Source organism: Rhodococcus sp. APC 3903, assembly GCF_030407755.1.
Taxonomy (GTDB): Bacteria; Actinomycetota; Actinomycetes; order Mycobacteriales; family Mycobacteriaceae; genus Rhodococcus_F; species Rhodococcus_F erythropolis.
Window position 1 is genome coordinate 80,765 of record NZ_JASDCV010000017.1, and the last position, 13,461, is coordinate 94,225.

10 protein-coding genes are annotated in these 13,461 nt (G+C 60.9%); 8 read left to right on the forward strand and 2 right to left on the reverse strand.

Annotated features, from left to right (window positions below):
- Nucleotides 1–9 precede the first annotated feature (9 nt).
- The 7 genes from QMA15_RS23030 to QMA15_RS23060 all read left to right on the forward strand — a co-directional run bounded on the left by QMA15_RS23030 (nucleotide 10) and on the right by QMA15_RS23060 (nucleotide 8,965).
- Nucleotides 10–783, forward strand: a complete 774-nt coding sequence (locus QMA15_RS23030; protein WP_290286703.1) for an ABC transporter ATP-binding protein — start codon at nucleotides 10–12, stop codon at nucleotides 781–783.
- 92 nt (nucleotides 784–875) lie between these two features.
- The gene (locus QMA15_RS23035) at nucleotides 876–1,832 is read left to right on the forward strand and encodes an ABC transporter substrate-binding protein (RefSeq protein WP_029256684.1); all 957 of its coding nucleotides are present in this window, start codon (nucleotides 876–878) and stop codon (nucleotides 1,830–1,832) included.
- A 51-nt stretch (nucleotides 1,833–1,883) separates the two neighbouring features.
- Nucleotides 1,884–2,981, forward strand: coding sequence for a hypothetical protein (locus QMA15_RS23040; RefSeq protein WP_290286706.1), 1,098 nt, complete (start codon nucleotides 1,884–1,886; stop codon nucleotides 2,979–2,981).
- Complete coding sequence (locus QMA15_RS23045; RefSeq protein WP_290286708.1) at nucleotides 2,978–4,114, forward strand: CoA transferase; 1,137 nt, start codon at nucleotides 2,978–2,980, stop codon at nucleotides 4,112–4,114. Before QMA15_RS23040 ends, QMA15_RS23045 begins: the two co-directional genes overlap by 4 nt.
- 80 nt (nucleotides 4,115–4,194) lie before the next feature.
- Entirely contained in the window at nucleotides 4,195–5,178 is a 984-nt protein-coding gene (locus tag QMA15_RS23050; protein WP_290286710.1) for a nitronate monooxygenase family protein, read from the forward strand.
- Between the two features lie 598 nt (nucleotides 5,179–5,776).
- Complete coding sequence (locus QMA15_RS23055; protein WP_290286712.1) at nucleotides 5,777–6,793, forward strand: hypothetical protein; 1,017 nt, start codon at nucleotides 5,777–5,779, stop codon at nucleotides 6,791–6,793.
- Nucleotides 6,794–7,795: 1,002 nt separating this feature from the next.
- Complete coding sequence (locus tag QMA15_RS23060) at nucleotides 7,796–8,965, forward strand: iron-containing alcohol dehydrogenase (RefSeq protein WP_134999346.1); 1,170 nt, start codon at nucleotides 7,796–7,798, stop codon at nucleotides 8,963–8,965.
- A 73-nt stretch (nucleotides 8,966–9,038) separates the two neighbouring features.
- On the opposite strand, the gene QMA15_RS23065 is transcribed toward QMA15_RS23060, so the two are convergent.
- Both QMA15_RS23065 and QMA15_RS23070 read right to left on the reverse strand, forming a co-directional pair.
- Nucleotides 9,039–9,725 carry a TetR/AcrR family transcriptional regulator gene (locus QMA15_RS23065; RefSeq protein WP_037133561.1) on the reverse strand — a complete coding sequence of 229 codons (687 nt, stop codon included), beginning with the start codon at nucleotides 9,723–9,725 and terminating at the stop codon, nucleotides 9,039–9,041.
- Entirely contained in the window at nucleotides 9,712–11,319 is a 1,608-nt protein-coding gene (locus QMA15_RS23070; RefSeq protein ID WP_029537252.1) for a class I adenylate-forming enzyme family protein, read from the reverse strand. Before QMA15_RS23070 ends, QMA15_RS23065 begins: the two co-directional genes overlap by 14 nt.
- Before the next feature lie 192 nt (nucleotides 11,320–11,511).
- Here QMA15_RS23070 and QMA15_RS23075 point away from each other — a divergent pair, with 192 nt between their 5' ends.
- On the forward strand, nucleotides 11,512–13,461 hold the full coding sequence (locus tag QMA15_RS23075) for an NAD(P)/FAD-dependent oxidoreductase (RefSeq protein WP_019746024.1): 1,950 nt from the start codon (nucleotides 11,512–11,514) through the stop codon (nucleotides 13,459–13,461).

Genomic DNA, 13,461 nt, shown 5'->3' on the forward strand with positions numbered 1-13,461 from the left:
GGAATCATCATGGATACCAACGTGATTAAACCCGCAGTCCAACTCGACGGACTGACGATATCCTTCCCCTCGCCCGACGGGTCGGCGAAAACTGTGGTCGATAATCTCGACCTCACAATCCCTCGCGGACAGTTCGTGAGCCTGGTCGGCAGGAGTGGTTGCGGCAAGACCACCCTGCTCAACGCGCTCGCTGGATTGGTAGACGCAACAGAAGGGAAGACCGAGGTCCTCGGCACAACGCCATTCGACGCTCGTACTCGGATGGGCTTCATGATGGCCCGAGATGCGCTGTTCCCGTGGCGAACAGCGCAGAAGAACGTGGAGTACGGTCTCGAATTGAGGGGAGTACCCAAGGCGGAGAGACGAACTCAATCCGCGCGCTGGCTTGCGGCCGTTCAAATGTCCGAGGCGTCACGGCTGTGGACTTGGCAACTCTCCCAAGGGATGCGCCAGCGTGTCGCGTTGGCCCGAACGTGGGCTCTGGATCCGGACATCTTGTTGATGGACGAACCGTTTGCCGCCCTCGATGCGCAGACCCGAGTCGAAGTACAGCGAGAATTCCTCGAGCTTTGGCAATCCCAGGTAGGCCGGACGGTCATCTTCGTAACCCACGACCTCGGCGAAGCCATCTGTCTCTCCGACCGCGTTCTGCTGCTCGGGGCCGGCCGGGTGATCGACGACGTCAGCATTGACATCGAGCGCCCCCGCGAACTCGAAACCCTCACCGCCGAACCTCGATACATCGAAATCTTCAACCGGCTACGTGGTCAGCTCGACCACTGATGTGCGGCCAGCCAACTCAGATTGATTTCTGATGCGCCCACCCAACTCAGCTTGATTTCTGATGCGCCCAGCCATCAAGGAACAGGAATCCCATGAAACTTCGACCTTTTGTCGGCACAGTCATTGCAGCGGCCCTACTGCTTTCCGCGTGTGGAGGGGGAGGGCGTCCGAACGACGGTAGCGTCGCCATCGGGGTCTACCCTGCGAGTGCTTTGTCCCTGCCTGTCTACGTCGCTGTCCAACAAGGAATGTTCGACAAGGAAGGCCTCCACGTCGAGCTCATCGACGGAAAGAACGGGCCCGAACTCATCAGCGGTCTCATCGGCGGCACAACCGATCTCGCGGTCGGTGCACCCGGAACCGTCGTGCCGGCCATAGAGCAAGGGCAGAGTCTGCGGCCACTGTCCCCGTACGGGTCGATCGATCTTGCCATCGCCGTGACGAAAGACAGCGGCATCACCACCATCGAGGATTTGCCCGGCAAGCGGATCGCCATACCGTCACGTGGCGGCGCGGCCGAGCAATTCGTCAATCAGCTTCTCGCAGAACGAAACATCGACGCATCCACGGTGCAATTCATCGCAGCGGCACCTACCGCGAGTCAGATACCACTCGCACGAAAGGGCGACATAGATGCCGCCGTTCTCACCGCTGCCAGCCAGGCCGTATTCGACGCTCAAGGAATACCGATGACGGCGATTACAGAAGTAGACCCGGTGGGCTCTGACGGCGTGAGTTCATACGGCCTGGGCACTGTGCTCGTCACGACAGCCACATTCGCTGAATCCGATGCTGCCGCCCCCGTGTGTGCGGCGCTCGAGGCCGCAGCAGGGTGGATAGCCGATCCTGCGAACGAGCAAGCAGGAGCTCAACTTCTCACCGAGCGAATGAATGTTCCTGCTGACAAAGCCAACCAGGTGTGGGCTTCGCAGAAGGCCCTCTGGCCGGTCGAGATTTCAGCCGACCGATGGACCCAGAACGTCGCATGGGTGAACAACCAGACCTCGGGCAAGTCCGACGCAGACGTCCCCTTCGACCCCCTCTGCTGACCAACGCCCCCACACACAATCCAGTTCGTCTACTACGAAAGAGAAGAAACGATGACACAACTCGCTGACCAGTCAACACAATCCGAGTCCCAGCACGATCGCCGGCAGCTCACCGAGGCTTGGTCTGCAGTCACCGACAGTCTTGCGACATTCGGTTCGACAGCTGCCGCCACAGGATCGCCGCTGGACAGCGCCGAAGGCGTACGGCACGCACTTCGTCTGTTCGGATACCTCGCCGAGATGAACATCGAGCGCCAAGACGTACTCCGGCCTGAACTCTTCACCCTGATGTCACCGATGCGAAAGTTCTGGGGAGACGGCATCGACGTCGACTACTGGACTGCGATGATCGACCCCAACGAGACATATCGCATTCACGGTAACCGTGGCACAGTGCCCTACGTCGCCGTCCTCGCCAATCGTGTGGGCGCGTCTGGGACCGACAGGGTCGCCGACAACATCGTCATCGACGACAAGGTGTGTGATGCGGACGGCAACTTCGAGATCTTCGTCGCACAAGAACTTGAGGGGCGCAGCGGCATTCGGCTGGATGAGCGCTGCTTCGACGTAGTAGTGCGTGTGTATCACAAGACGCGTAAGGCGGAGATCGATCCCGTTCTCCACATCGAGCGCCTCGGTCCGCCGCCTGGTGCACGCCCCGATCTCGACACGGCGTGGCTGGCCCAGCGCCTCACGAGACTTGCTCGTGGCATGGACGTGAGCCTTCGACGCAGTCTTCAGCTCATCGAAACACTCAGTCAGTCTCCCAACGAGATTCGCGTGACCTCGGAGCAGCGAGGGTGGGGAGACTTCTACGGCACCAGCTCCAACCAATACGTTGCCGGCTGGTGGTCACTGAAAGACGCTACTGCCGTAGACATTACGTTCACCATCCCCGACTGCACCTACTTCGGAGTGATGCTGTACAACCACTGGTTCGAGTCCTTCGAGTACCGCGACCACACCGTCAACCTCAACGACGCACACTTCGAGCGCAATGACGATGGAACCGTGACGATCCGAATCGGGGGAGTAGAAGGCGACAGAAACCGACTGAACCCCTGCAACCACACCGAAGGCATCTTGTTGGCGCGCTGCCTGGAGCCCGCTGAGGATGTCACTTCGCCTCATGTGGAGATCATTCGATGACCGACCAAGTAGACCTGCCGTTGGCAGGTGTCCGAGTAGTGGAGATCGGTCAACTGATCGCAATACCCAGCGCCGGGCAGCAGTTGTCCGATCTCGGCGCCGAGGTCATCAAGCTCGAGCCTCCAGGTGGTGAACCGGCCCGACAAATCGACGCCGACTACGCGCGCGGCATCTTCTACGGGTACAACCGTGGAAAGCGTTCAATCTGCCTCGACCTCAAAGACTCCGCCGATCTGCAGCGAGCTCGGGATCTGATCGCATCGAGCGACATCTTGCTGCACAATCTTCGCCCGGGAACCCTCGATCGATTGGGATTCTCCTCTGCCGAACTCCAACGCCTGCGACCGGAAATCATCGCCGTCTCGGTGAGCGGGTACGGGGCGGAAGGCCCGTCCGCTACCCGCGCCGGGCTCGACATCGCTGCGCAAGCAGAGAGCGGACTGATGTCGGTGACGGGTGAGGCGGATGGCCCGCCACAGCGTGTGGGCGCACCGGTCATAGATCATGCAACGAGCTACGTCGTCGCCCAAGCGGTACTGGCAGCGCTACTGCGGCGCGATCGCACCGGCAAGGGCTCCTCCGTCCGAGTTTCCCTGCTCGACGTCGCAATCCACTTGCAGACCGCCAACTGGATCGAGTGGCAAGTGTCTGGAAAGGCTATGAGCCGCAAAGGGAACGGACAACCTAGCGTCGCACCTGCCGCAGACGTCTTTCGTGCCGTCGATGGCGAGCTGGTGATCAGCGGCTACCAACCGCGAGCCTGGATCGAACTGTGCAAGGCGATCGACTTACCAGAGTTGGCCGACGACCCGCGGTTCTCTACCAACACACTGCGCGTGGAAAACCGTGCAGTCCTCGTCGCCACGATCGAGAAGCAGCTGTGCCACCGCAGCGCCGCTGAGGCGGTAGAGCATCTCACCGCAGCCGGAGTGGTTGCCGCGCTTGTGCGTGACTACGACCAGGTAATCTGCGCCGACGATGTGATTGCGAACCGTACCTTCATCCCCGGCACCAACGAACGTGGCGAGCAATATTTGACGCCTGCCATGCCCTATCGCGCCGAACCGCCGATGGCACGAACTGATCCCTCGCAGGTCCCGGCCTTGAACGAGTGGGCGTCGTCGATGGGCTGAATGCGTCACTCTGGCCGAAAATGGCTTGGCAACAACGTAACTGACAAACCGATATCCATGCATCATCGAGGAGATGTCCAGTGCTGACAACCGCATTTACCGAGACGTTCGGAGTTCGTCACCCCATCGTCCAGGGCGGCATGCAGTGGGTGGGGAGAGCAGAACTCGTAGCGGCAGTTGCAAACGCCGGCGCGCTCGGCATGCTCACTGCTCTGACACAGCCGACGCCTGACGATCTTGCCCGAGAAATTTCCCGCACGCGCGAGCTCACCGACCAACCGTTCGGAGTCAATCTCACAGTCCTCCCCACGATCACGCCCCCGCCCTACGATGAGTATCGCAACGTGATCATCGACTGCGGAGTGAAAGTCGTCGAGACAGCCGGCTCTTCTCCCGCGCCCCATCTGCCGCACTTTCACGCCGCCGGCATCAAGGTTCTCCACAAGTGCACCAGCGTCCGCCACGCGGTCAAAGCCCAGGCCCTCGGCGTCGACGGCATCAGCATCGACGGGTTCGAATGCGCCGGGCATCCAGGGGAAGACGACGTACCTGGTCTCGTTCTCATCGCTGCAGCAGCAGAGCGGATCAGCATTCCCATGATCGCGTCCGGTGGATTTGCCGATGCGCGGGGATTAGTGGCCGCCCTGGCGCTTGGCGCCGACGGCATCAACATGGGCACTCGGTTCATGTGTACCGAGGAGTCCCCGATTCACCGCAACATCAAAGAGGCGATAGTTGCTGCCTCCGAGGTGGACACCGAGCTGATTTTCAGGTCACTGCGCAATACCGCTCGCGTAGCACGCAACAGCATCAGCCATGAAGTGGTCGAAATCCTCTCCAGTGGTGGCAAATTCCAAGACGTTCGACATCTTGTTGCCGGTGCGCGGGGCAGAGCGGTGTTCGACAGCGGCGACCCGGAGGCTGGCATCTGGACGGCGGGGACTGTGCAAGGACTGATTCACGACGTCCCCACTGTGGGTGAATTGGTGGAACGTATTGTCGCAGAGTCCGAAGCACTGATTGCCGGACGGCTTACCGGCCTCCTGGATCCTGTCAGCGCCTGACTACGTCCGAACCCACTGGGCGCTACCGTCGGCCAGTTCTTCGCGAATGCCCCTGCCGTTGCGCTCGTCGACCCGCGTGCCGCCGATACCTCGTCCTCGATGCGTCGTGCGGTGACGGTGAGCTCTTCCAGATCGCCTCGCGGCGTGCCATCGCCGCTCGATCGTTTCGGATGCATCCCGACGATCATTGACGCCAGGACGAGGAAAGGAGGTGTACTCCGAATTGCTTGCGGTCATCAGAGTGACAACCGCAAGGATTTCGATCGGCACCGAACACGATCTACTCGATGTTGTGGCCATGGGGCTACCAAAACATCACCGTCGGCCCACAGCAGCTCCCCCCCATTACGTCCCCCGACATTTCTTGGCTTCGACTGCATACAGCAAGGACGAGAGCCCGGCGCGCCCGTCCCGACTGTGCGATCGTCGAAGTCGTCTCACAACCCTTTCAAGGCACCTAGTCCCTATGGCGCCACGATCCCCGCAACAATCTTGCGCTTGACCGAACACTGAAGTCCCACGAGCCCGATAGCGTTCGCGATAGAATCCGATATTTCGCTCGCATCGTCCCGGGGCACACCGAAGGGGAATCAAGAGCATGCATGCGGTAGCGACCCGGAGGGCGAAATTCGTTGCAGCGGGATTGATCATCGCTGTGGCTACTGCTGGTGCTATCGGTGTATCGAAGATCTTCGCTGCACGCCCATCCTCTGCGAACGTCGAAGAGACCATCACGAAAGCGGAACGTGGACGGCACAATCCAGCGTGTGAACCCATCCCGTCGAGGCCCGATGTAGCTGCGTTGCGTCGCTCTTCTGACGCGTCGGTTCGTTTGACGAACGTGGTACAGACTGCTGCGGAGCTCTTGCGAGTCAACGGAGCGGCTTGGGGGCCCCAAGTCGCTGTCGGTACTGAGCTATCCATTGATGAAGCTTTCGAGAACGCCGGTTCGATTCCCGGAGATGCGATAGTCGCAGAAGCGGAGTGGCTTCGTCAGGCGCAACGAGATGGACTCTACGACGACGCAGATCGTTCGCTCGATTCGCTTGTCCGACACATCGAGTCGACAACCATCACGGACGTCGACCTCGCCAGCCATCTGGGGCCGAATTGGCCCGCAGTAATCGATGTCGTCGGGACTGTCGCCGCGATCGGGTTCGAGGAGTACGCGAGCAAGGTGCGCGCGTCACCCCCGATGAGAGCAGCTGACGCGCTCGACCTTCGATCCGCGTTGCGGGGGAACACGGTAGCCCTCGGCCTGGAGGCGGAGTGGGACGGCGCTCAGGAGTTGGTCGCTCTCTACTTTCAAGGATGCACTTCGGCCGCGCTGAGCCGGCGAGAAGCGAACCTTTCGGTCGAGGATTACATCCATGATTGGGACCTGGCGGAGGCTCTGGCACGCGACGCCGTAGCTGCTGCTTTCGCAGCAGATCTCACGAGCAACGAGAACCGTGGACGAGTCGAGATCTTGGCACAAGGTCTTCAGATCATCCAGGCGCCAGACGAATTGGGTCCAAACGACCGGTTGACCCGATCCGTGGATCCGAACGAAAACTTGCATCCGGACGAGGTCGCGCTTCTCGAACTGGAAGATCCATTGATCGAGGGCGAGTGACACGACCAGGGCCTCCGGCGAGTGTGGCGCGGCAAGCAGAAGGGCGGTTGCCGATGTGGCACCGCGCTCTTAGAACCGAAGTGACGCAACATCATCGTGCTCTGCTCTTCGGTGCCCCCTTGCTCACGCAGACAACGCAGCACCTCCTTTCGATACGCACGTAATCGAACCCCGAAAATCATGTCCTCTAGCTGACGGTCCATCCAGTCGAAGAAACAGTTCGCGTCGTGCGACAGCAGCGGATTTACCGTGGGTATGCCCAGTCTCGAAGCCCCAGCAGAAGCCGAGGGTCTCGACTAACTTTGCCGGACCGACTGCAATGGTCAGCTTCGGCGGAGTGAATCTCGGAAGAAGAAACCTTCGTCCCCGATATGCCAAGTCCCTTTGCAGCCGGATCGACCCGCGGCACGCCTCGCGATAATTGTTCACCTCAGTGCCGCTGTTCCGACCAAGGAAAGTTCGAGGCGCTTCTCCACGGCGAAGTCGATGCATGTCGCGCCGTCGACACCATGCACCTGAGTGTTGGGAAGGGTGCCGCACTGGATTCGGCGTCCGTCACCAGAGTGTCAGTGATGGCTACATCATCCCAGTACTCAACCCTCGCGCCATCACGCAATTGGTTCCAGAAACAGACAATCGGCCGTTAGGCAGTTCGATAATTTGCGGATCGAATCCACCGTAACCGATCCTTGTCTGGCACTGGAGATGCAACAGCGCTCTTCATCTAAGCCGTGGGGATTGATAGATAGATGCAGATCAAGCCTGCAATGTCTCCCATGAACTCACCTCGCCCCATGGTTTCGCCAGCCAAGCACACAATCGATTGTGGCGTGCGCCACAGATCTCCTATAGGGTAACCATTGTTAGCCTGCGACGGGGTGCGAGACATTTCCCAGCGCCGGATCCACGCTCTATCCCACTCCCGAACAGACCGAGGGAGAGCTGAGCGCTCTTGACGACGTCGTGGTGGATTGAGGATCAAGAAAGAAAGATGGTATTGCCGTGCAGTCATCACTTGTCTCTCTGCCGTCCATGGAGAGAGTCCGCATTGGCGCTCCGGTCGCGGAGGCCGCAGCCCAGGAAGCAGAATTGCTCGGGGCGAACCGCGTCTTCGTCGTATGTAGCGGGACGCTCAACTCGCAGACAGACGAGATCGCTCGGGTGATCGAGGCACTGGGTGATCGATTCGTGGGACTGTTCGATGCGGTTCGACCCCACGTACCGCGCGAAGACGTCATTGCTGCCACCCGAGTTGCTGCCGACGCCGATCCGGACATGCTGTTGTGCGTGGGCGGCGGATCGGCGACGGACCTGGCGAAGATCCTTGCAATCACTCTGGAGCACGGAGTTCGCGAGGCATCGCAAATGGACGCCTACCACCTGCAGGTCAATCCCGACACATCGGTGACCGCCCCCACCTTCTCCGCCCCGAAGATCCCGGTAGTGGTGGCGCCCACGACCCTGGCGGGAGGTGAGTTCAACGCGTTGGCCGGGTCGACGGATGAGAAGAGCAACGTCAAAGAGGGTTACTTGCATCCGGCGATGACCCCGAAGGCTGTCATCCTCGATCCTGCACTCACGCTGCACACGCCGGAGTGGCTGTGGCTGTCGACCGGGGTTCGCGCACTGGACCACGCCTTCGAGACCTTGGGCTCGCTCGAATCGAACGGGTACTACGACGGGATGGCGATGAATGCCATACGACTGCTCTCCGAGGGACTCGTCCGAGTGAAGGAAGACACCGACGACGTGGATGCCCGTCTGATGTGCCAGGTCGGTGCGTGGTCGTCAATGGTCGCGATCGTCGCAGGCCTCGACATGGGCGTCAGCCATGCCGTCGGGCATGCACTCGGCGGTTCGTTCAACGTCCCACACGGGTACACCTCCTGCGTCATGGCGCCTTTCGCGCTTGAGTACAACCGCGAGGTCAACGAGCATCGCCAGGCGCTGATCAGTTCGTCCTTGGGTGCGCCGCAAACGCCGGCACACGAGTTGGCGGACTCGCTGATCCGGCGACTCGGCATGCCGAGATCGCTGGGAGAGGTCGGGCTGACCGACAACGACCTCCCCAGCCTGGCTACGTACACGTTCAAGGACATCTGGTGCGGGACCAACCCGAACCCCATCGCGAATCCTGACGCGTTGGTTCCTTTGTTGCGGCGGGCACTCTGATCGAGCCCGAAAACAGGTGATCCCCCTCCACGTCGGGTGGAGGGGGATCACCTGTTTTCGGGCTGAACGGGCGTCACCGTCGGCTGGACGTACCGCCGGTACCACTTTGCGTTCCGGGACGGTGACGGAGAATTCCGACGACGATGTAGTCCACGTAGGTTGCCACCAGCGCCTCGATATCGTGGTCGTCCCGGAGCCACCAGCTCACACCATTCATGAGGTCGAGCACCGCAACAGCCGCACGCTGTGGGTCGGCGATCTCGAACTCTCCGGCGCGGACCCCGGCAGCAATCACATCGCGCACACGCCTCTGGTAGTACTTGCGGTACTCGAGCACCCTCAGACGGTGTTCGTCGGTAAGCGCCGAGATCTCTCGAAGGCTGACCAGATGCTCGACCCTGTTCATCGCTAAATACCGTAGATGAACATCGATCAGCGAGGTGAGTCGCTCGGCCGGTGTTCCAGTCTCGTCGAGGACAAGTAGATGCTCCTCGACCGGGTCCCTGGTCATCTTGAGCGCGATCGCGTAGAGGATCTCCTCTTTCGAGCTGAAGTGGTTGTAGAGGCTCGCGCCCTTGATTCCTACCGAATCTGCGATGCCACGCATGCCTGCCGAGTGGTAGCCCTGATCAGCGAAGTATTCGGCCGCCGCGGCCAGTATGTCGTCACGTCTGCTTGGAAGACCTTCAAGCCGTGGTCGACCGGATCCGGGTGTCGCGCTGCTGGCAGGATCGATGTTCAGCGTTTCAGTCCTTTGCATACAGGCGGCGTAGTTCTCTCTTGAGCAGCTTCCCCTGAGGGTCTGTGGGCAGCTCATCCACAATCGTGATCGCCTTTGGAACCTTATAGCCTGCGAGCGCGGCCTTGCAGTGGTCTCGCAACTCCTGGCCGGTGAGATCGCTGCCGTCTACGACGATGACGAAGCCGGTGACCGCCTCGGACCAGTATTCGTCCGGAAGTCCCACGACGGCGGCGCGCGACACCTCGGGGTGGGCTTGTAGTACGCGCTCGACCTCCTGCGAGGACACGTTGTAGCCGCCCGTCTTGATCATGTCCTTGCTGCGATCGAGGAAGAACATGTTGCCCTCGGAGTCGCGACGTACGATGTCGCCGGTGTGGACCCAACCACCCTCGAGGACAGCTGCGGTTTTCTCGGGATCCTTGTAGTAACCCAGCATCACCGACGGCGTGCGACAGAGGAGTTCACCTCGCTCTGCTTCATTTCCGTCGGCATCGACCACCTTGACCTCGAGATGGCCTACAGGCTTGCCGATCCAGGTCGGATCCTGATCGGGAATGTCCTCGAGTCGCTTGAACCAGCCGACGGAGCCCAACTGCGTCAACTCGGACTGACCCCAGTAGGTGCCCCACACCGATGCGGGCGCCGCGTGGTGCCATGCGTCCACCGTTCGCGGCGAGACCTGACCTCCGTAGGTCAGGCAGCGCTGGATGGTCCCGACAGTCTCAGGACCGAAGTCAGGATGATCTGCGAGCGAGATGAAGAAGGTCGGGGTTTGAGCCAGGACGGTGATCTGCTCCGTTTTGATCATGTGCAAAGCGTCGGCAGGCGCGAGGCTGGCCGGGAGCACGAGCGTCGCTCCCAATAGCAGGAGCGAGGTCAGGGAGCCGATTCCGGCAATAGTGTGGAATGGCATGACGTAGAGCCAGACGTCATCGTCCAGGCATCGCAGTCCCCATGTGTACGCGGGTGCGGTGGAGACCAGGTAGTTGCGATGCGGCAGCATGACGCCCTTCGGAGCCGCCTCGGTTCCACTGGTGTACACGATCATTGCGAGATCGTGCTCGTCCACATCACAATCCGGCTCTGTCGGCGACGAGGACTCGAGGAGTTGATCGAAGCAGTGGCCGCCGAACTCGTCCGTGCTGTCGAGAACAACGATTTCGGGGCGGGTACCGAGTCCAGCCAGCGCTTCTTCCAGTACCGGCAGGAATTCCGCGGCCACGACCACAACCGCGGGCTCGAGGTGCCCGATCTGTTGAGCCACTTCGTTCGGTCCGAAAAGGACATTGATGCCGGAGTACACCGCCCCTATTTTGAGAGCACCGTAGTAGGCGACTATCGACTCCACGCGATTGCGGGCCATCACGGCGACCCGGTCACCGCGGGAAACACCGAGTCCGAGGAACATGTGGGATGCCCGGTTGGCATCCTGATTGAGCGCACCGTAGGTGGTCACGGTGCGTCGACCACCTGGGGCATACGACACGATCGCCGGCTTCGAGTATCGACTCTGCGAGTGGCGGCGTAGCTGGTCGCCTAACGTCGCTCGCCCTAGCGGTGACGACTGGGTCGCTGTGAGGGATCGGACAAGCGGACCTGAACTCCGTCGCATATCAGTGGCATCCGATTCGACACTTGTCGACAGATCCATGGTTCCTCAACTTCCTGAATGCTTACCGCGGTTAGTATGATGTGGCTCATACTGTCATCGGCATCCTCGCGGGTCAAGCGAAGTTTTCAAGCAATAACCGGAATATTAAGATCGCACTTGGTTGTGTCGCTAACGGCTGTTAGCCTGCATGGCATGACTATCGTCACTGACCTGGACCGTGACCACCTGCGTTCGGCGGTGTTACGGGGCAATGTTCCGACCATGCTCGCCGTGTTGCTGGAGCTGACCGCCGATGAGCGGTGGGTGGCACCCCGCTATCAACCCACGCGCAGTCGGGGCATGGATGACAATTCCACGGGAGGACTTCCGGAGGAGGTTCAGTCCGAAATCCGGAGCGCGTTGATCGACGCAGTGGAACGCTGGTGGACGCTGGACGAGCCGTCCCGGCGGACGCTGGACAGCTCGGAAGTAGAGCGAATCCTCAACTTCACCTGCAGCGAGACCGTACCGCCGGACTTCGCGCCGATGATGGCGGAGATAGTCAATGGTCCGCAGATCAAGCCTGCCACCGCCAAGTGCGACGAGCGACTCCACGCCATCGTGATCGGCGCCGGCATCGCGGGGATGCTGGCCTCCGTCGAGCTCAGCCGCGCTGGGATCCCTCACGTGATCCTGGAGAAGAACGACGACGTCGGCGGATCATGGTGGGAGAACCGCTATCCGGGCGCCGGAGTTGATACACCGAGCCACCTTTACTCGATCTCGTCGTTCCCTCGTAACTGGTCGACCCACTTCGGCAAGCGCGACGAGGTTCAGGGATATCTCGAGGACTTTGCGGAGGCCAACGACATCCGGCGCAATGTCCGCTTCCGTCATGAGGTGACGCGCGCCGAGTTCGAGGAGTCGAAACAGAGTTGGCGTGTGTCCGTCCAGCGACCAGGTGAGGCGTCGGAGACCCTCGAGGCTCCCATCCTGATCAGCGCGGTCGGTCTGCTCAATCGTCCGAAGATCCCGCATCTACCGGGAATCGAGACCTTCCGTGGTCGCCTCTTCCACTCCGCCGAGTGGCCGAGCGAGCTCGACGATCCCGAGTCGCTCCGCGGAAAGCGAGTGGGCATCGTCGGTACCGGAGCCAGTGCTATGCAGATCGGCCCGGCCATCGCGGATCGTGTCGGATCGCTGACGATCTTCCAGCGCTCACCACAGTGGATCGCACCGAACGACGACTACTTCACGACCATCGACGACGGCGTCCACTGGCTGATGGACAACATCCCAGGCTATCGCGAGTGGTACCGGGCGCGTCTGTCGTGGATCTTCAACGACAAGGTGTACTCGTCCCTCCAGGTCGACCCCGACTGGCCAGAGCCGAGCGCCTCGATCAATGCGACCAACCATGGTCATCGCAAGTTCTACGAACGCTATCTCCGCGATCAGCTGGGTGATCGAACAGATCTGATCGAGGCATCTCTTCCGGACTATCCGCCCTTTGGTAAGCGAATGCTGCTGGACAATGGCTGGTTCACGATGCTTCGTAAGCCCGACGTCACACTGGTGCCCCACGGAGTCGACGCCCTGACACCTTCTGGACTCGTCGACACGAACGGCGTCGAGCACCAGCTGGACGTCATTGTCATGGCGACGGGTTTCCACAGTGTGCGCGTTCTTTACCCGATGGACATCGTCGGTCGATCCGGCCGGTCCACCGGAGAAATCTGGGGCGAGCACGACGCGCGCGCCTACCTGGGGATCACAGTTCCTGACTTCCCCAATTTCTTCGTCATGACCGGACCGAACACCGGCCTGGGACATGGGGGGAGCTTCATCACGATCCTGGAATGTCAGGTCCGCTACATCATGGATGCCTTGAAGTTGATGCAATCGGAAAACCTCGGCGCGATGGAGTGCCGGGCCGAGGTCAACGATCGATACAACGAGGCCGTCGACCGACAGCACGCACAGATGGTCTGGACCCATCCGGCAATGGAGAACTGGTACCGAAACCCGGACGGTCGCGTCGTGTCGGTCCTTCCGTGGCGGATCAACGACTACTGGGCCATGACCTACCGAGTCGACCCGTCAGATTTTCGTACCGAGCCGGCACGCTCCGAGTCGGTCCCGACTCCGACCGCGCGAGGGTGA

What these genes read in the sequence shown, in the direction of transcription:
- QMA15_RS23055 (WP_290286712.1), top strand. Translation starts at nt 5,777, where the DNA reads ATGCATGCGGTAGCGACCCGGAGGGCGAAATTCGTTGCAGCGGGATTG.
- QMA15_RS23075 (WP_019746024.1), top strand. Translation starts at nt 11,512, where the DNA reads ATGACTATCGTCACTGACCTGGACCGTGACCACCTGCGTTCGGCGGTG.
- QMA15_RS23070 (WP_029537252.1), bottom strand. Translation starts at nt 11,319, where the DNA reads ATGCGACGGAGTTCAGGTCCGCTTGTCCGATCCCTCACAGCGACCCAG.
- QMA15_RS23040 (WP_290286706.1), top strand. Translation starts at nt 1,884, where the DNA reads ATGACACAACTCGCTGACCAGTCAACACAATCCGAGTCCCAGCACGAT.
- QMA15_RS23045 (WP_290286708.1), top strand. Translation starts at nt 2,978, where the DNA reads ATGACCGACCAAGTAGACCTGCCGTTGGCAGGTGTCCGAGTAGTGGAG.
- QMA15_RS23030 (WP_290286703.1), top strand. Translation starts at nt 10, where the DNA reads ATGGATACCAACGTGATTAAACCCGCAGTCCAACTCGACGGACTGACG.
- QMA15_RS23065 (WP_037133561.1), bottom strand. Translation starts at nt 9,725, where the DNA reads ATGCAAAGGACTGAAACGCTGAACATCGATCCTGCCAGCAGCGCGACA.
- QMA15_RS23035 (WP_029256684.1), top strand. Translation starts at nt 876, where the DNA reads ATGAAACTTCGACCTTTTGTCGGCACAGTCATTGCAGCGGCCCTACTG.